The organism is Speluncibacter jeojiensis (genome assembly GCF_029589495.1).
Classification (GTDB): Bacteria; Actinomycetota; Actinomycetes; order Mycobacteriales; family Mycobacteriaceae; genus Speluncibacter; species Speluncibacter jeojiensis.
This window is the reverse complement of the sequence record NZ_JAAIVF010000001.1, coordinates 975,107-995,933: the sequence shown is the minus strand read 5'-3', so window position 1 is coordinate 995,933 and position 20,827 is coordinate 975,107. Positions and strand designations below refer to the sequence as shown.

The window sequence follows — 20,827 nt, the reverse complement described above, 5'->3', positions numbered from 1 at the left end:
GGTGGGCGGCTGACCGCGCGGGTTGAGCCTCCCGGGCTACAGGGGGTGGCGCCCGGTGCTCGTGTGCCCTGCCGGAATCATCGGAGCGATTGCCGGCGGGACCGGGTGACGATGTACACGCGAATTCGTTGGCAGTGCCCTGCTATCTCGGTGAGCGGGAGTAGAGGTGCGACGGCACTCCGGGGCCGTGTTTCCTCGGTCCGGCACCCAGACCCGACGGAAGGACAGTTCGATGCTCGCGGCCATGGCGCGATTGGTGACATTCGGGATGATGGGCGGGCGCCACGATCCCGAGAGCGCGGAATGGCTCGCCGAACTGCTCGCCGCACCCGAGGCGCCGGGGGACGAGGACAACCGGGGCTGACCGGCCGCCCCTGCCGCACTGCCGGCGAGGGCGCCGGCTCAGGCCACCGGGCTGCCGGCCCGGTCGATGAGGTGCTCGACGAGGGTCACCAGCACGTTCTTGCACGAACTGCGATCACGCGCGTCGCACAGCACGACCGGGATGTGCGCGTCGAGGTCGAGTGCGTCGCGGACCTCGTCGGTGGTGTAGGCGGGGGAACTGTCGAAACAGTTGACCGCGATCGCGAACGAGAGGCCGCGTCGTTCGAAGAAGTCGATGGCGGCGAACGAGTTCTCCAACCGGCGGGTGTCGGCAAGGACGACCGCGCCGAGTGCGCCGCGCGCCAGTTCGTCCCAGAGGAACCAGAAGCGGTCCTGTCCGGGCGTGCCGAACAGGTAGAGCACCAGGGACTCGTCGAGGGTGATGCGGCCGAAGTCCAGCGCCACCGTGGTGGTGGTCTTGCGCTCCACACCCGACAGATCGTCTATGCCGGTGGACAATTCGGTGATCGTTTCCTCGGTGCGCAGCGGGGCGATCTCGCTGATCGCGGACACCATCGTGGTCTTGCCGACGCCGAAGCCACCGGCTACGAGGATCTTGACCGAGGCAGCCAGGGCGGCTGAGGACGCGTTATCAGGCACTGTGGTCTACAGCTTTCGGATTCCGTCGAGCACTGCTCGCAGTATGTTCAGGTCGCCGATTCCGGCGGTGTCGTTGTCAGCGTCGCTGTTGGCGGGAGCCCGGAAGTTCAGCAGTCCGTCGGTGATGAGGTCACCGACGAGGATCTTGGTCACCGCCAACGGCAGGTTCAAATGCGCCGAGACCTCGGCCACCGACTGCGGAGTGCGGCACAACTGCACGATGTCCGCGTACTCCTGTTCGATGTGCCGCAGCCGCGGAAGGGGGGACACGGTGACCACGAGGGTGAGCATGTCCAGGTCATGCGCCGCCCCCATGGTGCGGCCCCGGGTGACGGCGTACGGACGGACCAGGGGGCCGGCCGCATCGTCGAACCACGATTCGCCCATGCGAGTCACGGCAACCTACGCTCCATGCTCGGCCATCCCGCTACGAGGATCGGTGGACAGGTAGCTGCCGACGCGCTGCACGGTCAGGTTCATCTCGTAGGCGACCATGCCGAGGTTGGCGTTGGCATTGGCCTGCAGCGCAATACACGCGTTGCTTCCGGCCGCCGTCACGAACAGCACCGCACTCTCGAGTTCGATGACGGCCTGACGGACGGCACCGCCCTGGAAGCGTTGTCCCGCACTGCGGGCGAGCCCGTACAGGGTTGCCGACATGGCGCCGAAGTGTTCGGCGTCTTCACGGTTCATGGATGTGGACCGGCCCAGCAGCAGACCGTCGGTGGAAAGCACCACTGCGTAGCGCACCCCCGCCAGGCGATCGACCAGATCGTCGAGCAGCCAGTTCAGATCACCTGCGTTGGAAGTAGTCACCTTCACCTGCACCTTCTTGTTCGTCCCGGGCGGCATCCCCGCGCGGAGGTTCCGAATGCCTGGCCTGCCGAGTTCCGTGCACGATGGCGGACATCAGGTCTCGCGCCTGCTCGGCCGACCGGGACTCCTGCTGCACATCCTCGACGGGCTGGGGATCGTGTGCCAACTCGGGGGCCAAGCTCGCCTGCCGGCGCCGGCGGGGCAGCGGCGGGCGATCGTCCCCGTCGGGGCCGGACCCCGTTTGTGGCGCAGCAGGTTCGGTCGCGACCGGGTCGCGCCACACAGGTGCGGCGCTGCGGTCGGCGAACTCCGCGCGCAGGTCCTTGCCCGGACGCTCGAGGTGGGCCCATGCCCGCAGCTCCGGCTCCGGTGCGGGTGGCTCCGGCACTCGCAGCTCCTCGACCCGCGGCTCCTGCGCCGGCGGTTCCGGTGCCGGTGGCGCGGGGGCCGTCGGCACCGCGGGGGGCACAGGCGTTGCCGCACTCGGTGCGGGCAGCGCGAGTTCGGCAGCCTCGAGGGCCGGCATCTCGCCGGTCGGCAGTGACTCGGCGCGGCGGCCGGCGAGCCGGTCGGGCAGGTGGTCGGCGACCGTGGCCTCGGCGGCGACCACCGAGGTCGGCACCAGCACGATGGCGCGGATGCCGCCGTACTCGGATTCTGTCAGCCGGACCGAGATGCCGTGCCGGGCACCCAGCTGGGCGACGACGAACAGGCCCAGGCGCGAGTTCGCCGAGAGCGTCGCGACGCCGAAGTCCGGTGGGTTGGAGAGCATCTCGTTGGCCCGTTCGAGTTCCTCGACGGACATGCCCATGCCCTGGTCGGTGATCTCGATCGCCACGCCCTTGCCGACCACGTTGCCGCTCACCTCGACGCGGGACTGCGGCGGGGAGAACGCGGTCGCGTTGTCGACCAATTCGGCGAGCAGGTGGATGAGGTCGGCGACCACGTTGCCGACGATGAACACCGTCGGCATGCGGCGCGTGCGCACCCGCGCGTAGTCGAGGGTCTCGCCGATGGCGCTGCGCACCAGTTCGACCAGCGGGACCGGGCTGCGCCACTGACGGCCGGGCTCGCCGCCGCCGAGGATGATGAGGTTCTCGGCGTTGCGGCGCTCACGGGTCGCCAGGTGGTCGAGCCGGAAGAAGGTCTCCAGCAACGCCGGGTCCTCCTGTCGCTGCTCGGCCTCGTCGAGGAGTTCGAGTTGCCGGTGCACCACCATCTGGCTCCGGTGGGCGATGTTGAGGAACACCGCGCGCACGCCTTCACGGGTGCGGACCTCAGTGATCGCCGCGGAAACCGCCGCGGTGTGTGCGCGGTTGAACGCCTCTGCCACGGAGCCGATTTCGTCATCGCCGAAGTCGAGGTGCGCGCCGTCGGGATCGACCTGCTCGCCCTCGCGTAGCTTGCGCATGGTCTCGGGCAACTCGACCTCGGCGAGGTCCAGCGTTTCCTTGCGAAGACGCTTGAGTCGCCCGATCAGCCGGTTGGCCAGCCACAGCGACAGCAGGAACGCCACGATCGCGAGCGCGAGAATGCCGGCGCCGGCCCACAGTGAGTTGGAGGCGGTGCGTTTGCCGTCGTCGACGGCGATCTGGTTCGCGTGGTCGTTCAGGCCCAGCCAGGCGGCGGTGACCTCGTCGGCGAGCTGTCCCTGGGCGTTGCGCCACTGGGTGAAGCTCATCGGCGGCGACGGGACGTCGCCGTACTTGTCGGGCGCCGGCCGGTTGATGAGGTAGTCCTCCATCGCGGCCACCTGCTGCCATGCGGGGGAGGCCAGCACCGCCTTGATCTTCTCGGCTGCGGGATCGGCGCCCAGGTCGGTTGCCACCTGCGGCAGTGCCGTGCGGTAGGAGCCGACCAGGTTGCGGTATTCGTTCCGCATCGGGCCGCTCGAGAGCTGGCCTTCCAGTTCGGCGCCGGTCAGTGCGGCGGCGCGGGACATGCCCTCCATCGCATGCAGGACCCGCACGCCGTTGATGAGTTCGACGGCGACCTCGGCGTTGGGCGCCTTGGTGGTGACGATGTTGGTACCGAGCGCAACCGCGTCGAGGATGCGGTTGAAGATGCCGTAGGTCTCGGGGACCGACAGCGCCCGCGCGTCGATCGCGCCGCGGATCTGGGGGAGCTTCGTCCGCAAGGTGTCGAAGCCTCCGGTGTCGTCACCGACGGTGCCCCCCGAGGTGTCCTTCATCTTCTGCTCATATGGGAGCAGTGCCTCGAACGCGGCGTCGAGTTTGTTGCGCGCGGCGGCGAGCGAGGCCGGGTCGCTCTGTTCGCCCGACAGTTGCCACAGCGACAGCATTCGTTCCTGCTCGACCCCGGAGACGACGTCGCGAGCGTGGCTGACAGCGTCCCGGTTGACCGCGGCCCATTGCTCGGACTGCCGGCCCTGCTGCACCAGGTATCCTGCCGTGCCCACGCCGATTCCTAGCAACGCGAGGCTTGGAATCAGTGCGATTGCCAGGACCCGAGCTCGGATGCCGAGGCGCGCTTTCAACATCGGAGCAATATAACCGGTCGGCTCTCGGACTCGTAATTTGGCCTCGGGCAACGGAACTCATGTAGATCTTCACAACTTCTCTGTGGGATTTCACACCGGATCGGCGGCGGCATCGTCCGGTGTGTGCCGGACTCGGTCCCGGCCGACTGCAACCGGGATCGGGTTGCTGCTTCCTACGGTGAACCGTGGCCGCCGCCCACGCCGGCGTGGAAGCTTCCGCCGCCGATATTCCCGCCGCCGCTGATGTAGGGCCGGCCCCTGGAACCTCGAAACCCCCGCCGGCCAAGGGGGGAGTGGCCGGCGGGGGCGTCACGGGCCGTCCGGGGGGGTGAACGGTCCGCACTTTGAGGCGACCGGGCCTCGGGGGTGGCCCGGTGCTCAGCTCCCCCGGCGGAATCGACAGAGCGACTTCACGTCGGGGTGGCGGTGAACGTATGCGCGGCGCACACCCGATGATCATGTCGGTCCCGGTGAGTGGGATCGGATGCGCTCGCCGCAGTGCCGCTGTGGCGCACCGGCGGATGGTCATCGCCTGTTAACCGCAGCGCATCGTGGCCGTCGAATGACGCTCGTAGCGTCGGATGCATGATCCCGCTCACCGGAGTCGCCCGGCTTCCCTTCTTGCTGGCAAGCGCAGTGATCGCCACCACCGCGTCCCGACACTGGGGTGCGTGGGGTGAGGAACTGCGGATCAACCTCAGCCGCGCCTGAGGGCCGTCGCGGTCTCGAAGGCGCTGTGTCCCAACGGACGACGGGGCTGCCACGGCGTCTTCCCGTCTCGTCGCGACCGCGCCGGACTGTCTGCCGTTCAGATGAACCTGTACACCCGCTGTAATACGCCTGTGGGTGTCCGCTGATACAACGTGTGCAGTTCCCCCACGCGAAGGAGTCAGCGCACGGTGTCCGACGAGCAGCCCGGGGCGAGATCGCCCCTGAACCCAACGGAATCTCCGAAGCCGCGTACGAGGATGCCGTGGATCGCCTGGCCCGCCGCGGCCGTGATCGTGACCGCCGGTCTGGCCGGGTGCACCGCGGCGACCAATGCCACGCCCGCCCCCGGGTCCACGACCTCCGCGCCCGCCCCGATGGCGGAGTCCACCCCGCTCGCCACCGGTTCGGCGGCGCAGTCCGCTGCGACGCCCGCCGGTCCGACGGATGTCTCGGCGGCCGCGCTGGCCAAGCTCGGCACCCTGCCGGTCAAGGGGCGCGCACCGAAGACCGGATACTCCCGGGACCAGTTCGGCCAGGCATGGGCCGATGACGTCACGGTGGCCGGCGGACACAACGGATGCGACACCCGCAACGACATCCTGCGACGTGACCTGACGAACGTCACCAGCAAGCCGGGCACGCGCGACTGCATCGTGCTCACCGGCACCCTGCACGACCCGTACACCGGCAAGACCATGGCGTTCACCCGCGGGCAGAACACCTCCAGCGCGGTGCAGATCGACCACGTGGTCGCGTTGTCGAACGCGTGGCAGACCGGCGCCCAGCAGCTCAGTGCGGCGCAGCGGCAGAACCTCGCCAACGACCCGCGCAACCTGCTGGCCGTCGACGGGCCGACGAACACCCAGAAGTCGGACGGCGACGCCGCCACCTGGCTGCCGCCGAACAAGTCGTTCCGATGCCAGTACGTAGCCAAGCAGGTCGACGTGAAATCGCTCTACGGGCTGTGGGTGACCCAGGGTGAGCACGACGCGATCGTGCGTGTGTTGCAGAGTTGCGGCGCTCCGGCACCGGCCGCCGCGGCCCCGCCGATCACGACCGCACCGCCCGTCACGACGCAGGCACCGGTCGCGACGCAGGCACCGGTCGTGACGCAGGCACCGGTCGTGCCGCAGACGTTCGACGCGCCCCCGCCTCCGCCGGTGACCACCGCGCCGCCGGTGCCGGTGGAGCCGGCCGTGGTCGCGCCGAGCGGCGGTGACGTCTATTACAAGAACTGCACGGCGGTCCGGGCGGCCGGTGCCGCTCCGCTGTACCGCGGTGATCCGGGCTACAGCTCGAAGCTCGATCGTGACGGCGACGGTGTCGCCTGCGAGTAGGCGCCCCGCTGAGAGAGGGAGGACGCCGCCGGTGTCGGGGTTCCGGCGGCGTCCTCCCTCATTTCTATCCCGTCGGAGGTCGTCGACGGAAGGGCGAAACCGCAGGATAGGGGCCGGTTAGGGGCCGAGCGCCGGATAGGGGGTCCGCGTTCGCGCGAGTCCGCCGCCAGCCGTCGGAGGCCCGCGCAGATCCGCGCCGGGCTCGCAGCGTCGTGCAGTGCGCTCGTCGGCCTGGTGCTGTGTTTCGTGTTGGAGCCGAACGTCCTCCACTACCAGCACGAGCTCAACGAGCTCGCCGTGCGCGGCCGGCGTCCGTCCCGAATGCCCTTCAGCACGAAGGACATTCGGGCTGAGCAGGTCCTGCCTCGCCCGGATCGTCGCGACCGCGGCGCGCCGGGTCCGGGTGCGGTCGTGGGCCGGACCGCGAACCGAAGCGTCCGCGCAGGCTCCAGCCCCCCGTCGGCGGGGGCTGCTCGTCGAAGTGGTCGGCCTCGTGCGCGCTGTAGAGGGCGACCAGCACCGCGCCGACCACTGCACCGAGGAACCCGACCAATGCCAGCCAGGACAGCCCGGGCTTGGCGTGGTCGCCGAGGAACACCACGCCGATCGTGCCGGGCGCGGCGGTCTCGCCGACCACCAGTACGGCGGTGACGCCGTTGACGTGCCCCACCTGCAGCGCCACCGTCTGCACATAGAAGCCGACGGTGCCGGCCAGCGCGATCGTCCAGGCTGCCGGGTCGGCGATGATCTTCAGCGGCTCGAACGGGCGGATCCCGTCGAGCACGCGGACGCCGACGACGATGACGCCGTACAGGACACCCGCCAGTGCGCCGTAGAGGATGGCGCCACGCCGGCCGAGCTTGTAGACGGCGTACCAGGCGATGAGGCTGAGCGCGCAGGTGGCGGCGAACAGCGTCCAGTGGAACGGCCGGACGTCGCTGTCCACCGCGGTGTGCGTGGACGACACCCCGAGTGCGCACAGTGATGCGATGACCAGGCCGATCGCCACCCACTCACGGGTGAACAGCCGGTTGCCGAGTGTCGCGGTGCCGAGCAGTGCGGTGACCACGAGGTTCGCCGAGACGATGGTCTGGGACAGGAACAGCGGGAGGAACCGGGCCGCGATCGCGCCGCCGATGAACCCGAGCACCAGGAACGCCGTTCCCCACACGAACTCGGACGACCGGAACGTGTCCGCGGTCGAGGTCAGCGACGGACCACCGTGCCCGGTGACCGTGCCCTGTTTCTGGCACTCGCGTTCGTCGATGGCGGCATTGCGGGCCCCGAGTGCCCGCAGCACGGTCGACACGCCGTAGGCGATCGCCGCCGCACTCGCGAAGAACACACCGATGACGAACATCGCGCGGCCTCCGTTCCAGTAGCACGAAGATGGGGAATAGGACCGAGGACTTGAACGTTACTGATACTTACGATATCGAGCGGCCGACAGGCTGCAGTGAGTGGGAGGTCGGATGCCCGTCCGCAGCGGAAAGCGTGTGCTGATCACCTTCGGCAGGTCGTTCCTGTCGCTGGACCTGGCACGGTTGATGGGTGCCGCCGGGCACGAGGTGCTGATCGCGGACTCGGTGCCGTTGCCGATCACGCGGTTCTCCAACGCGGTGTCCAAGACGTTCCGTATCCCGCGCCCGAAGTACGAGCCGCTCGCCTGGGCGCAAGCGGTGGCGCGGATCGCGCGCGAGGAGAAGGTCGATCTGGTCGTCCCGATCCACGAGGAGACGGACATCCTCGCCCAGGCCGTCAAGCAGGACCCGACGCTGTTCCCCGAGGACTGCCGGCTGTTCTTCTCCGACTTCGACCTCGAGGCGCGGCTGCACAACAAGTACGAGTGCCAGGTGGCGCTGGAGGCACTCGGCACACCGACGCTGAAGTTCGCTCTCGTGCGGAACCGTGCGGATCTCGAGGCGCTGGACTTCGACGAGCCGTTCGCGCTCAAACGGGTCTACTCGCGCGGCTCGCAGGAGATCTACAAGGTGCATCCGGGCCGGCTTCCGCAGAACCTGACCTTCGACCCCGACAACCCGTGGCTGGCGCAGGAGTGGGCGAAGGGCGCGAACTACTGCTCGTACTCGATCTGCCACAACGGCCAGGTGAAGGCCCACACCGTGTACCCGGTGCGGTACGCCATCGACGGCACCTCGTGCCTGGACTACGAGGCTGTCGAGCACGAGGGCATCGCCGAGTGGGTTCGTGAGCAGGTCAAGGCCTTCAACTTCACCGGACAGATCGGCTTCGACTTCATCGACGTCCCCGGCCGGGGACTGTTCACCGTCGACTGCAACCCGCGGTCGACCAGCGGCATTCTGCTGTTCGACCCGGAGACGCGGGTCGATCGGGCCTTCTTCGGCGAGAACAGTGAGGTCATCACCCCGTTGCCGGGCGCCCGCAAGATGCTGGGCCCGGGCATGCTGATGTACGGCTGGCGCAAATCGTCCTTGGAGGGCAACACCTTCCGCGGGTTCCTGCGCGACTATCGGCGCACCGAGGAGGTCATCTTCCGGGGTGACGACCCGAAGCCGGGACTGGCGATCCCGCTGGCGCTGGGCAACATCCTCGCCGAGGCCGTCCGCTATCGCGTCGGTATCCCGGAGGCGTTCATGCACGACCACGAGTGGGACGGTAGCGCGCTGCCGGACTGAGTTCGACCGGGTTTCGTCGCTTCCTCGAGCCGGGTCCGGATCAGTCCGGCCGGTGGGTCCGGCAGAAGTCGACGATCCGCGCCGTGCTGTCCCCGGGTGCGGTGAACACGCCGCCGTGACCGGCGCCGTCGATCCGGACGAACTCGGCCCCGGGGATCGACCGCGCAGTCGCCTCGCAGAGAGCCGGCGGGAAGAACAGGTCGTGTTCGAAGGCGAGCACCAGGGTCGGCACGTCGATCGCCGCGAGGTGTTCCGGGGTCGGCTCCGCGGCGGTGATCCACTCGTGGGAGGCCATGAGCTGGCCCTTGAATCCCTCCGGTGCCGCCCACCCGCCGTCGCCCGAGGACATCACCGCGTGCCAGCCGCGCACGGTGGCCGGGTCCTGCAGCATCGCCGGCGACAGCGACGTCATCAACTGCTCGAAGACCAGCACGTCGCGCGGCACCTCGCCGAGTCGCTCGATCAGGGCCAGTTCCATCTCGTCGACCAGCGCGCCCATCGGCGTGGGCTGCAGGCCGGCGAAGAGCACCATCGCGCGCACCAGATCGGGTCGGCGCCGCAGCAGCAGTTGCGCGGTGTAGCACCCCATCGAATAGCCGACGAGGATGACGTCGCGCGCGCCGTGGTGGTCCAGGATCGCCGCCGCGTCGTCGGCGAGGTCGGTCATCGCGTACGGCGCCGGCGGTGCGGACGACGGTTTCTGTCCGCGGGCGTTGTAACTGATCACCTCGAAGCCGGTGTCGGCGAGCGCCGCGGGCAGTCCGCTGATGTTCCACGTGAGGCTGGGCATCCCCAGTCCGCCGAGGAGCAGCACCGTCGGTCCGGTGCCGGCGCGTTGCACCGCGAGCTCGACGCCGGGTCCGGCGGACACGAAGTCGAAGTCGTCGGCAGCGGGGTTGTCCGCGGCGGAGTGAGGGTCGTCGCTCATCGGGTAAGCCTTTCTCCGCGTTCGGCTCTGGGGCAACCGAGGTGCGCCGTGTGAGGCGACTGTAGCAATGCGGCGCCGGCGCCCGGCGGGCATCTTCTGTTGAGCACCACAACACTTCCGTGAGATATGTGAAGCCGGTGGTGCGTGGCGGAGACCGACGCGTACGCTGAGGGAGCACGGAGTCCCGCCACCCTCCCCCCTTGGCGGCCCGTGAAGTCCCCCCGAGCCATATCCCCCCTTGGCTCGGAGGGGGCGCCCTCAAACTTCTCCCGTCTCTCGCGACCCCGAAGAATGTCCGCGCTTCGCCTGTCGACCCGGAAACGTCCCCGCGCGATCGTGCATCGGCCTACCGTGGGGTGATCTACCGGGAGGTGCCGAATGAACTGGGCGGACGTCGGAATCGCCATCGCGATGATCATTGCCATCGGTGCAGCGTCGCTGTTCGTGCTCACCGCGCTGATGCTGTTCATCGTCTCGCTCAAGCCCGATTTCCTGCAGTTCCGCTCGCGCCGCGCCGAGATGCTCCAGCACGATCATCGTCGCGCGGGCTAGGAGAGCGGCGGATTCTCAGCCCGCTGCGGCGTCCTGGATCCGCATGAAGGGACGCGCTTCCTCCACCGCGAAGGCCGCCTCGAGCAACCGCGCTTCCGCACCACTCGGTCCGCCCAGTTGGACGCCGATCGGGGTGCCGTGTGAGTTCAGGCCGAAGGGCAGCGAGATGGCGGGTTCTCCGGTGGCGTTCTGCCACGGCGTGAATCCGACCCAGTCGAGCAGGCGTCCCATCACGACGTCGTATGGCAAGGTCGGATCGAGATGCCCGATCCGAGGCGTGAGGTGGCTGACCGTGGGGGTGAGCACAACGTCGTATCGCTCGTACAGCGAGCGAGAGTGGGCCGCCGACCGGTGCAGTCGGGTGATCGCCACAGGCAGTCGATGCGCGTGCTCCAGGGCGTAGCCGGCGAACCCGCGCGTCAGCGACTCGGTGTCGCGCCAGTCGAATGTGGCGTTGAACGTGTGTTTGCCCGTGGCGTTGAGGAACAGGAACAACAACCCGTAGTAGGTCTTGAAGTCTTCGACGAACGACATCGGCACGGGCGGGGCGATCTCTTCGACGTGGTGTCCCATCGACTCCAGTAGTCGTGCAGCGTCTTCCACCGTCGCCGCTGTTTCCGTGTCGGTGTCTGCGAGGAGCGATTGCAGCACCATGGCGATCCTCAGTCGTCGGCGGCCCGGACCGAGGACCTCGCCGACCGGCCGCAGCCGAGGGTTCGGTCGCAGGCGTTCGGTTTCGCGTAGATACGTCGCGGTGTCACGTACGGACCGCGTCAGCACGCCGTCGGAGACGACCCGCACGGGCATGTGCCGTGTCATCTTGTCCTGCGGAATGCGGCCGCGAGTGGGCTTGAGCCCCACCAGCCCACATGCGGCGGCAGGGATCCGGATCGAACCGCCGCCGTCGTTGCCGTGCGCGAACGGCACCACCCCGCTCGCCACCAGCGCGGCCGAGCCGGCGGAGGAGGCGCCGCTGGAGTACGCCGGATCCCACGGATTCCGGACCACCCGATCCGGGGACTCCGCGCTCGGCGAGATACCGAACTCCGAGAGCCTGCTCTTGCCGAGACCGACCACCCCGAGGCGGAAGAACGTGCGCGCGAAGTCCCCGTCCGCCAGCGCGGGCTGCGCCTGGAACGCGGCCGTTCCGTGCTGCGTCGGCAACCCCGCGACATCGGTGTTGTCCTTGACGAACGTGGGCACTCCGGCGAAGAAGCCGGCCGATCGGTGCTGCGCTGCGCGGCGGGCACGCTCGAAGTCCGCGCAGGCGATCGCACCGAGTGTCGGTTCCACCCGTACCGCGCGCGAGATCGCGGCGTCGACCGCCTCGGTCGGCGAGATCCGACCCGCCCGCAACTCTCCGGCGAGGCCGACCGCGTCGTATTCGCCGAGTGCGTCGTCGCCGAACGCGTGGACACGTCCGTCGGCGGATTCCCGATCGGTCATCGCCGCTCCCTGGGTCTTCCGTGAGTGAGTGGCGGAAGTGTAGGACGCCGCAGTCTCGGTGCGCGTCGGTACGCGACATCCCGGGGCATGGCCGCGGCGCTTCGACACACGACCCGGCAAGGGGCGCCGGCTGTCGGTGACGCTCGCCACTGTGCGCGCTGTTCGTCTGGTCGAACCGGCCGTTCGCGGCGTATAAATACAACTTGTGTCTAAGACGTATTCGGCCGCGGAGCAGGTGTATCGCACGGTCAAGGAGCAGATCCTCACCGGCGTGCTGCCCGGCGGTGAGCTGATCAGTGAGGGTGAGGTCGCCGGACAACTCGGTCTGTCCCGCACCCCGGTGCGTGAGGCGTTCCTGCGCCTGGAGGCCGAGGGGTGGATGCGGCTGTATCCCAAGCGCGGCGCGTTGATCGTGCCGGTCGCCGACGGCGAAGCCGCGCATGTCGTCGAGGCGCGGCAACTACTCGAGGTGCACGCAGCGGCCACGGTAGCCGGGAACGCTGCGGTGTGCGAGGCACTCGTCCCGACGCTGCGGGACAACCTGGAACGACAGCGCCGTATCCATGCCGGCGGCGACCTGGCCGAGTTCTCCGCCGCCGACGCCGAGTTCCACCGGCTGATCGTGGAGGCGGCCGGCAACCCGCTGCTGCTCGACTTCTACGACGCGCTGCGCGACCGTCAGCGCCGGATGACCGCGCGTTCGATCGCCCGCAACCCCGCACAGGTCGAGGCCATCATCGCCGACCACGCCGCGCTGGCCGACCTCGTCGAGGCCGGCGACCCCGCCGGGTTCGGCCACAAGGTCGGCGAGCACATGCGCGTGGTGCACGGATTGACCGGAGGCCGCGCATGACCGCCACGCTCGACCGTCAGCTCGACGCCCGCACCCCCGGCCGTACGCGACCGTGGTGGATCCTGGCCGCCGCGATGTTCGTCATCGCCTGGGGCGGAAACCAGTTCACCCCGCTGCTGTCGATGTATCGGATGCACGAGGGGCTGTCCACGACCACCGTCGACGTGCTGCTGTTCGCCTACGTGCTCGGGATCATCCCGGCGATGCTGCTAGGCGGCCCGCTGTCGGATCGGTTCGGCCGGCGTCCGCTGATGCTGCCGGCCCCGGTCATCGGGATCGTCGGCTCGCTGGTGCTGTCGGTCGGCGCGGCGCACGAGCCGGTTCTGTTCGTCGGCCGTGTGCTCAGCGGCCTGGCCCTGGGGCTCATGATGGCCGTCGGCAGCAGCTGGATGAAGGAACTGTCCGGCGCGCCCTGGGATCCCGATGCCGCCCCCGGTACCGGAGCCCGCCGCGCCGCGATGAGCATGACCGCAGGGTTCGCGATCGGTGCGGTCGTCGCCGGGCTGCTGGCCGAATGGGGACCGTGGCCGGGCACCCTCCCGTACCTGGTGCACGTGGTGCTCAGTGTGCCGGTCGCGGTGGCGCTGCTGCGCACCCCGGAGACCCGGGCCGTCGGCGCCCGCGGTCCGCTGCTGCAGGACCTGCGCATCCCCGCCGCCGCGCACCGCCGGTTCTGGTACGTGGTGATCCCGGTGGCGCCGTGGGTGTTCGGCGCGGCCGGAGCCGCCTACGCGGTGCTGCCCAACATCATGGTCGACCGCGCGGGGGCCCACCCGATCGCGTTCTCGGCGCTGCTGTGCCTGATCGCGCTCGGCTGCGGGTTCGGGATCCAGGCGCTCGGCCGCCGCATCGACACCCCGCGCAGCGCGCGTGCCGTCGCGGTCGCGCTGGGCATCCTCGCCGTCGGCTGCGCGATCGGGGCGGTCGCGGCGCGAGAACTGACCATCCCGCTGGCCGTCGCCGCGGCGGCGGTGCTCGGCGCCGGCTACGGCATGGCGTTGGTGTCGGGTCTGCAGGAGATCCAGCGCATTGCCGGACCGGACGATCTGGCCGGGCTGACCGCCGTGTTCTATTCGCTGAGCTACCTCGGCTTCGGGGCGCCCGCGGTGATGGCGGTGCTGTCGGGCTGGGTCAGCTACCCGGCAATGTTCGGATTCGGCGTGATCGTCGCCGTGGCCAGCCTCGCGCTGGTCGCCTGGAAGTGGGCGGCGCATCTCCCCGAGCCGCAGGGGCCGGCCGTCGTGGAGGACTCGGTCGGGTAGCGGGCGCAGGCGTGACCGCGCGCCTGTCGGACCCCGTCGCGCGCCACTGGTTGAATGAGACCGGAACTCCAGGGAAGGAAACCGGGTCGGGAGCGGATCCGGTGGGGAAAGGATTCGGTCGCCTGTGCACACCTTTGGGCTGGCGACCACCGCGATCGCGCTGACGGTGCTGCCGGGACTCCTGGTCGGCTGGCGGTCGCGGCTTCCCGCCCACGTGGCGGCGGTGTTCTCGGTGCCGATCACCTTCGGCATGGTCGGCATCACCACCTATGTGCTGGGAGCGGCGGGGATCCGCTGGAACCGGCGGTCGGCGCTCGTGGCGTTCGTCGTGTTCTTCCTGCTGGCCTGGGTCTACAGCCGATTGGTCAGGCGCCGGCGCCCTGTCCCGGACTCCCGGCCGCCGAGCTCGCGGCGGCCCCCCTGGGCGGCGGTCCTCGGCGCGGTCACCGGCGTCGCGGTCGGCGCCGGGATCATCGGGTACGTCTGCCTCCGCGCGCTACGGAAGGCGCCCGGCGGCCTGCGCAGCATCCCCAACGGGTGGGACGCGCAGTGGCACGCCAACGTCATCGCGTTCATCGCCGAGACCGGCAAGGCCTCGCCGCTGCAGCTCGGTGTGCTGCGCAACGTCGAAACGCACGCGCAGCTCTATTACCCGAACGCCTGGCACGCGCTGGGTGCGCTGCTGGTGCCCTTCGACCACTCGGTGCTGGTGACCTTCAATGTGTGGTCGATCGTGAGCCTCGCGATCACCGTGCCCGTCGCGGTCGGCTCGCTGGCATGGCGGCTGGTCCGCGACCGGCTCTCGCCGGCCCCCGCCGCGCTCGCGGCCGGTGCGGCCGGGGCGGTGGCCGCGCTGTTCCCGGCACTGCCATACGTCGAGATCCAGGTCAACGCGCTGCCCAACGCGGTCAGCGGTGCGATGGCGTTCACGGTGGCCGCGCTGGTCATCTCCTGTGCGGGCGACCCCGTCCGGATCCCGGTGGCCGCGATCGCGCTGGTCGGGCTGGCCGCCGTGCACCCCTCCGGGGCGCTGGTCGCGGTCGGGGTCACCGCGGTGTGGTGGCTGTGCTGCGGGCTGTGGCGTCCGCGCCGGACCCGCCCGCGCGACCTCGCCGCGCTGGTCGCGGTCGGCGTGACCGCCGGGGTGGTGTTGCTGCCGCAGATCGGCGGGGTGCTGTCGCAGTCGGCCACCATCAGCGGGTTCAAGGCCTTCGAGACCACCGAGCGGGCCGCCTCGTGGGGGATGGCGCTGGGCCTGCAGAACAAGCTCTCCGGCGGTTTCGGGGTCCGGATGGTGCTGCTGGGCCTCGCGGTGCTCGGTGCGGTCGTGCTGCTGGCGATCCGCAGCTGGTGGTGGCTGCCGCTGTGGGTGGCGCTCGTCGTCGCGACGACGAATGCGCTGATGGGATTCCCGGCGCCGTGGTCGAACGTGTTGTTCACGCTGACCAGCTCGTTCTACAACGACCCGCACCGGATCACCTACATCACGTCGATGGTGGTCGCCGCCCTGGCCGGGACGGGTCTGGCGTTGGCGATGTGGGGGCTGCGCAGCGCCGTGGTGCGGTGGACGCCGTGCCCGCGGCCGCTCGCCGCGACCCTGCTCGGCGCCGGGTACCTCGGGGCGCTGGCGGTGATGGGCTGGCACGCGTCGACCTTCGCCGACGAGCTCGGCAGGGCCAGCGCCGACGACCGGACGGGCCGGCTGCTGACCGAGCGCAACCTCGCCGCGTTCGACTTCCTCGCCGCGCAACCGGGGGCGCGGGACACGCTGATCTTCAACGAGCCGGATCAGGGGACCGGCTGGATGCGGGCGCTCAACGGCCTGCACCCGGTGTTCAACCACTACGTGTGGCCCGAGGCCGGCCCGGACACGCTGACGTTGTGGTCGGGGCTGGACCGCGCCGGCTACGACCCCGAGGTCGACGCGGCGCTGCGTGACCTGAACGTGCGGTACGTGATCGTCAGTCCGCCGAGCTACTGGCGTTACCAGACGACGCCACCGGCGCTGACGAACCTGGAGGCCGCTCCGGGACTCACCAAGATTTACGACGACGGAAATGCCAGGATTTACGAGGTCAAGTCCGGGATCGGGACCGGCGGGGCGCATTCGAGGTGAAAGATGGGGGAGCATGCGGACATTGGTGACCGGCGGTGCGGGATTCATCGGTTCGACGCTGGTCGACCGGTTGCTCGGCGAGGGGCACGAGGTCCTCGCGCTCGACGATCTGAGTCGTGGCCGGATGGCCAATCTCGCGGAGGCCGGGCGCCGTGACGGGTTCGCCTTCGTGCGCGCCGATGTCACCACCGCGGATCTCGACGCGCTGCTCGCGGAGAATCGGCCCGAGGTGGTGTTCCACCTGGCGGCCCAGATCGACGTGCGCAGCAGTGTGCAGGACCCGGCCGCCGATGCGGCGGTGAACGTGGTCGGCACGGTGCGACTGGCGGAGGCGGCCCGTAAGGCCGGCGTCCGCAAGGTCGTGTTCATGTCGTCGGGCGGCTCGATCTACGGCTCCCCCGAGCGGTTCCCCGTCGCCGAGGACGCGCCACTGCAGCCGCTGTCCCCGTACGCCGCGGGCAAGATCGGCGGCGAGATCTACCTCGACACGTTCCGTCGGTTGCACGGGCTGGACTGCACCCACATCGCCCCCGCCAACGTGTACGGCCCCCGCCAGGACCCGCACGGGGAGGCCGGGGTCGTCGCGATCTTCTCCGAGTCCCTACTGAAGGGCGAGCCGACACGGATCTTCGGCGACGGCGGCAACACCCGCGACTACGTGTACGTCGAGGACGTCGTGGGTGCGCTGGTCGCCGCCTCCGGCGAGGTCGGCAGCGGGCAGCGCTTCAACATCGGCACCGGGGTCGAGACCACCGACCGCGCGCTGCATTCGTCGGTCGCGGCCGCGGCGGGCGCGGACGACGCCCCGACCGCGCTGCCCGCCCGCCTCGGCGACGTGCGCCGATCGGTCCTGGACCCGACGCTCGCCGGGCAGGTGCTGGGCTGGAAGCCGACCGTGGACCTGACCGAGGGAATCCGCCGCACGGTGGCATACTTCCGGGACTGAACGGCTCGGTCGACGAAAGGAGCGCGCCGGATGCGCGGCATCATCCTGGCCGGAGGCGCCGGCTCACGCCTGCACCCGATCACGCTCGGCCCCAGCAAACAGCTGGTCCCGGTGTACGACAAGCCGATGATCTACTACCCGCTCTCGACGCTGATCCTCGCGGGCATCACCGACATCCTCGTCATCACCACCGAGCACGATGCGAGCCAGTTCCGCCGATTGCTGGGCGACGGTTCGCAATTCGGGATCAACCTGACCTATGCCGTGCAGGCCGAGCCGAACGGTCTGGCCCAGGCGTTCGTGCTCGGCGCCGAGCACATCGGCTCGGATTCGGTCGCGCTGGTCCTCGGCGACAACATCTTCTACGGACCCGGTCTGGGTACCACGCTGACCCGTTTCCACGAGATCGACGGCGGGGCGGTGTTCGCCTACTGGGTCTCCGACCCGTGTGCGTACGGCGTCATCGAGTTCGACGACGACGGCCGGGCGATCTCGTTGGAGGAGAAGCCGACTCGGCCCAAGTCGAACTATGCGGTGCCGGGGCTCTACTTCTACGACAACGACGTCGTCGAGATCGCCCGCGACCTCAAACCGTCCGACCGCGGCGAGTACGAGATCACCGACGTCAACCGCGCCTACCTGGACGCCGGCCGCCTGCAGGTCGAGGTGCTGCCGCGGGGCACCGCGTGGCTGGACACCGGCACCTTCGACTCGCTGCTCGACGCCGCCAACTACGTGCGCACCATCGAGCAGCGCCAGGGGCTCAAGATCGGTGTGCCCGAGGAGGTCGCGTGGCGACGGGGATTCATCAGCGACGAGCAGTTGCGCCGCCGCGCCGAGCCGCTGATGAAATCCGGTTACGGCGCATACCTGTTGGATCTGTTGGCGCGGGGCAAGTGAGGTAGCGGTGGAGTTTCGGCAGTTGCAGGTTCCCGGGGCGTGGGAGATCACCCCGCGGCAGTTCGGCGACCCGCGCGGGGTATTCCTCGAGTGGTTCAGGGACCCGTCCTTCGTGCAGGCGGTCGGGCACCCTCTGAACCTGCAGCAGGCGAACTGCTCGGTGTCGGCGGCCGGCGTGCTGCGCGGCATCCACTATGCGGATGTGCCTCCGGGACAGGCGAAGTACGTGACCTGCGTCCGGGGCGCCGTGCTGGACGTGGTGGTCGACATCCGGGTCGGCTCGCCCACCTTCGGGCACTGGGACAGCGTGTTGCTCGACGACGCAGACCGTCGGGCCATCTACCTCGGCGAGGGGCTCGGGCACGCGTTCCTGTCGCTCGAGGACGACTCGACCGTGGTGTACCTGTGCTCGACCGGCTATGCGCCCGAACGCGAACACGGCATCCATCCGCTCGACGCGGAGGTCGGCATCGACTGGCCGAGCCGCGGTCGCGACGGGGGAGAGCTGGAACTGTTGTTGTCGGACAAGGACATCGCGGCGCCGACGCTGGCGCAGGCGCGTGAGGCCGGTGCGTTGCCGGACTACGCGGCGACGCAGGCGTGGGTCGAGGGGCTGCGCCAGGGCTGAGCGGGCCATCCCCGGGTCCGGCCGGACCTCGCACATCCCGCGTGCACCTCACACGACCCCGGCGGGATGTGAGGTGCACCGGCGCTGAGTGAGGTGCCCGGCGTCCGCGGTCAGCGCTGGGCGCTGGTGTCCGGGCCGGTCGTGGCGGTGTCGGCGCCCGGACGCTCCGCGTTCTGCAGGGCGATCGCCCGGGCCAGCCGGGCGTAGCGCAGTTCGACGTCGCGGAACCGCAGGTAGGTGCCGATGGTGGCGAAGGCGAACGCCACCACCAGCGCGTAGAGCATCAGGTCGGTGCCGCGTCCGACGCCGAGCCAGTGGGCCAGCGTGGTCAGGTCCTCCGGGCGCAGCACGGTGTAGACGGCGAACACCACGAACGCGACGAAGAACAGCTTGACGCCGGCCGACGCCTTGGCGGTGCCGCGCGTGCGCAGCAGGTACATCAGCAGCGCGAGTACCGCCACGATGAGCACGATCTGGATCACCATGGCGCTACCTCCGCAACCGTCCCTGGACCAGGCCGTCGAAGAGGATGTTGACGCCGTTGATCAGCGACTGCCCCTTGGCCATCGAATACTCGCTGTAGATGATCGTCACCGGTTGCTCGGCGATCCGCCACCGGTGCCGGTCGACCAGACGGATGAACTCCGAGGCGTGGCTCATCCCGTTCATGGTCAGGTCCAGCTCGTCGGCGACCCGGCGGTCGAACACGCGCAGGCCGTTGTGCGCGTCGCTGAGCCCCAGCCGCCGTGTGCGCGGGCTGAGCATCACCACGGTGCGCAGCACGATCCGCTTGAGCAGCGGGACCTCGGTGGCGGCCTGGCCGGCGAAACGGGTGCCGACGATCATGTCCACCGGTTCGGTGCGGATCCGCCCGACCATCGCCTGCACGTCCTCGACGCGGTGCTGACCGTCGGCGTCGAAGGTCACGAAGAAGCGGGCACCGGGCTGGGCGCGGGCGTACTCGACACCCGTCTGGATCGCCGCGCCCTGCCCGAGGTTCACGGGGTGGCGCACCAGATGCGCGCCCGCCGCGCGGATCTCCTCGGCCGAGTCGTCCTTGCTGCCGTCGTCGACGCACACGACGTTGGGGAACACGCGACGCGCCTGGGTGACGACCGAGCGGATCACCTGGCCCTCGTTGTAGACCGGGACCACCAGCCAGACATCGGTGTTGGCCGACGGGCCGGCGGTCTGCACTTCGGTCACCTCGGGGCGTGCTCGACGAGTTGTGGACCTGCCGAGCGTAACGGAAACCTGAAGGTAACCTGAGCGCGCAACCGGAAAGGAGACAGCGAGTCGTGGTGATCGACGTGATGCTGCCGTACTACGGCGACGTCGCCCTGTTGCAGCAGGCGGTGCGCAGCGTGCAGGCCCAACGGCACGAGGACTGGCGCCTGGTGGTCGTCGACGACCGGTATCCGGACCCGGAGCCTGCGCGGTGGTTCGCGCAGCTGTCCGACCCGCGCATCCACTACCTGCGTAACGAGACCAACCTCGGGGTCAACGGGAACTTCCGTCGCTGCCTGGAACTGGTGCAGGCGCCCGCGTTCGTGATGCTCGGCTCCGACGACGTGATGCTGCCGAACCATCTCGAGGTGGTCGCGGCGGCCTTCGCGGCGCACCCCGGTGCCGCGGTGGTCGAGACCGGTGTCGAGGTCATCGACGAGCACGGCGCGGTCGTGCGTCCGCTCGGCGACCGGGTCAAGTCGTGGCTGGCGCCGCGCACCGATCCCGCGGCCGCCCGCGTGGTGCTGGGCGGGGAGGCGCTCGCCGCGAGCCTGCTGCGCGGCAACTGGACCTACTTCCCGTCGCTGGCCTTCGACACCGAGGCCGCGACCGCGATCGGGTTCCGGCAGTGCCTGGAGGTGGTGCTGGACCTGGCGCTGCTGCTCGACCTGATCGCGGCCGGCGGGCAGATGGTGCTCGACCCGGCCGTCTCGTTCCGATACCGGCGGCACTCGGCGTCGGTGTCCTCGGTGCGTGCGGTCGACGGCCGCCGGTTCGAGGAGGAGCGGGCGTTCTTCGCGGGGGAGGCGGCGGCCAACCGCGACCGCGGTTGGCCGCGCGCGGCCAGGGCGGCGCGGGCCCACCTGACCTCGCGGTTGAACGCGCTGGCGATGGTGCCCGCCGCACTGCGCGAACGCGACCGGTCCGCCGGCGCGACGCTGCTCACGCACACCCTGCGCTGACC

At 69.8% G+C, this 20,827-nt stretch carries 21 protein-coding genes; 12 read left to right on the top strand and 9 right to left on the bottom strand.

Annotation, left to right across the window (positions count from 1 at the left end; genetic code table 11):
• Positions 1-232 precede the first annotated feature (232 nt).
• Positions 233-364 carry a hypothetical protein gene (locus tag G4X40_RS04265; protein WP_277830375.1) on the top strand — a complete coding sequence of 44 codons (132 nt, stop codon included), beginning with the start codon at positions 233-235 and terminating at the stop codon, positions 362-364.
• A gap of 38 nt (positions 365-402) precedes the next feature.
• On the opposite strand, the gene G4X40_RS04260 is transcribed toward G4X40_RS04265, so the two are convergent.
• From G4X40_RS04260 to G4X40_RS04245, 4 genes are read right to left on the bottom strand one after another with little or no spacing between them, the layout of a single operon-like run.
• On the bottom strand, positions 403-984 hold the full coding sequence (locus tag G4X40_RS04260) for a GTP-binding protein (protein ID WP_277830373.1): 582 nt from the start codon (positions 982-984) through the stop codon (positions 403-405).
• A gap of 6 nt (positions 985-990) precedes the next feature.
• Complete coding sequence (locus G4X40_RS04255) at positions 991-1,380, bottom strand: DUF742 domain-containing protein (RefSeq protein ID WP_277830371.1); 390 nt, start codon at positions 1,378-1,380, stop codon at positions 991-993.
• Positions 1,381-1,386: 6 nt separating this feature from the next.
• Positions 1,387-1,836, bottom strand: coding sequence for a roadblock/LC7 domain-containing protein (locus G4X40_RS04250; RefSeq protein ID WP_408642110.1), 450 nt, complete (start codon positions 1,834-1,836; stop codon positions 1,387-1,389).
• On the bottom strand, positions 1,778-4,219 hold the full coding sequence (locus G4X40_RS04245) for a sensor histidine kinase (protein WP_277830367.1): 2,442 nt from the start codon (positions 4,217-4,219) through the stop codon (positions 1,778-1,780). The genes G4X40_RS04250 and G4X40_RS04245 overlap by 59 nt, the downstream gene beginning before the upstream one ends.
• A gap of 666 nt (positions 4,220-4,885) precedes the next feature.
• Between G4X40_RS04245 and G4X40_RS04240 the strand changes: the two genes are divergently transcribed.
• Positions 4,886-5,011, top strand: a complete 126-nt coding sequence (locus G4X40_RS04240) for a hypothetical protein (RefSeq protein WP_277830365.1) — start codon at positions 4,886-4,888, stop codon at positions 5,009-5,011.
• Between the two features lie 257 nt (positions 5,012-5,268).
• Positions 5,269-6,348, top strand: a complete 1,080-nt coding sequence (locus G4X40_RS04235; protein WP_277830364.1) for a GmrSD restriction endonuclease domain-containing protein — start codon at positions 5,269-5,271, stop codon at positions 6,346-6,348.
• Between the two features lie 328 nt (positions 6,349-6,676).
• Here G4X40_RS04235 and G4X40_RS04230 read toward each other — a convergent pair whose 3' ends face one another.
• Positions 6,677-7,708, bottom strand: a complete 1,032-nt coding sequence (locus G4X40_RS04230; protein WP_277830362.1) for an EamA/RhaT family transporter — start codon at positions 7,706-7,708, stop codon at positions 6,677-6,679.
• A gap of 112 nt (positions 7,709-7,820) precedes the next feature.
• Here G4X40_RS04230 and G4X40_RS04225 point away from each other — a divergent pair, with 112 nt between their 5' ends.
• A complete protein-coding gene (locus G4X40_RS04225; protein WP_277830361.1) occupies positions 7,821-9,005 on the top strand; it encodes an ATP-grasp domain-containing protein in 1,185 nt (394 codons plus the stop codon).
• Positions 9,006-9,045: 40 nt separating this feature from the next.
• Here the strand turns inward: G4X40_RS04225 and G4X40_RS04220 are convergent, their stop codons facing one another.
• Positions 9,046-9,933, bottom strand: a complete 888-nt coding sequence (locus G4X40_RS04220; RefSeq protein ID WP_277830359.1) for an alpha/beta fold hydrolase — start codon at positions 9,931-9,933, stop codon at positions 9,046-9,048.
• 378 nt (positions 9,934-10,311) lie between these two features.
• Here G4X40_RS04220 and G4X40_RS04215 point away from each other — a divergent pair, with 378 nt between their 5' ends.
• The gene (locus G4X40_RS04215) at positions 10,312-10,485 is read left to right on the top strand and encodes a hypothetical protein (RefSeq protein ID WP_277830357.1); all 174 of its coding nucleotides are present in this window, start codon (positions 10,312-10,314) and stop codon (positions 10,483-10,485) included.
• Positions 10,486-10,500: 15 nt separating this feature from the next.
• Here G4X40_RS04215 and G4X40_RS04210 read toward each other — a convergent pair whose 3' ends face one another.
• Complete coding sequence (locus tag G4X40_RS04210; protein ID WP_277830355.1) at positions 10,501-11,931, bottom strand: amidase; 1,431 nt, start codon at positions 11,929-11,931, stop codon at positions 10,501-10,503.
• Between the two features lie 205 nt (positions 11,932-12,136).
• On the opposite strand from G4X40_RS04210, the gene G4X40_RS04205 reads away from it, so the two are divergent.
• From G4X40_RS04205 to G4X40_RS04180, 6 genes are all read left to right on the top strand, one after another.
• Complete coding sequence (locus G4X40_RS04205; protein WP_277830353.1) at positions 12,137-12,784, top strand: GntR family transcriptional regulator; 648 nt, start codon at positions 12,137-12,139, stop codon at positions 12,782-12,784.
• Positions 12,781-14,046 (top strand): MFS transporter, encoded by a 1,266-nt coding sequence (locus G4X40_RS04200; RefSeq protein ID WP_277830351.1) that lies wholly within the window; start codon positions 12,781-12,783, stop codon positions 14,044-14,046. Before G4X40_RS04205 ends, G4X40_RS04200 begins: the two co-directional genes overlap by 4 nt.
• 124 nt (positions 14,047-14,170) lie before the next feature.
• Positions 14,171-16,162: a DUF6541 family protein gene (locus G4X40_RS04195; RefSeq protein ID WP_277830349.1), complete on the top strand. Its 1,992-nt coding sequence runs from the start codon at positions 14,171-14,173 to the stop codon at positions 16,160-16,162.
• A gap of 13 nt (positions 16,163-16,175) precedes the next feature.
• Positions 16,176-17,108, top strand: a complete 933-nt coding sequence (locus G4X40_RS04190; RefSeq protein WP_277830347.1) for an NAD-dependent epimerase/dehydratase family protein — start codon at positions 16,176-16,178, stop codon at positions 17,106-17,108.
• A 30-nt stretch (positions 17,109-17,138) separates the two neighbouring features.
• On the top strand, positions 17,139-18,008 hold the full coding sequence (rfbA, locus tag G4X40_RS04185) for a glucose-1-phosphate thymidylyltransferase RfbA (RefSeq protein WP_277830346.1): 870 nt from the start codon (positions 17,139-17,141) through the stop codon (positions 18,006-18,008).
• Between the two features lie 7 nt (positions 18,009-18,015).
• Positions 18,016-18,636, top strand: coding sequence for a dTDP-4-dehydrorhamnose 3,5-epimerase family protein (locus G4X40_RS04180; RefSeq protein WP_277830345.1), 621 nt, complete (start codon positions 18,016-18,018; stop codon positions 18,634-18,636).
• A gap of 110 nt (positions 18,637-18,746) precedes the next feature.
• Here G4X40_RS04180 and G4X40_RS04175 read toward each other — a convergent pair whose 3' ends face one another.
• Both G4X40_RS04175 and G4X40_RS04170 read right to left on the bottom strand, forming a co-directional pair.
• On the bottom strand, positions 18,747-19,121 hold the full coding sequence (locus tag G4X40_RS04175; protein ID WP_277830344.1) for a DUF2304 domain-containing protein: 375 nt from the start codon (positions 19,119-19,121) through the stop codon (positions 18,747-18,749).
• 4 nt (positions 19,122-19,125) lie between these two features.
• The gene (locus tag G4X40_RS04170) at positions 19,126-19,833 is read right to left on the bottom strand and encodes a glycosyltransferase family 2 protein (protein WP_277831269.1); all 708 of its coding nucleotides are present in this window, start codon (positions 19,831-19,833) and stop codon (positions 19,126-19,128) included.
• Positions 19,834-19,934: 101 nt separating this feature from the next.
• Here G4X40_RS04170 and G4X40_RS04165 point away from each other — a divergent pair, with 101 nt between their 5' ends.
• Positions 19,935-20,825, top strand: coding sequence for a glycosyltransferase family 2 protein (locus G4X40_RS04165; RefSeq protein WP_277830342.1), 891 nt, complete (start codon positions 19,935-19,937; stop codon positions 20,823-20,825).
• Positions 20,826-20,827 lie beyond the last annotated feature (2 nt).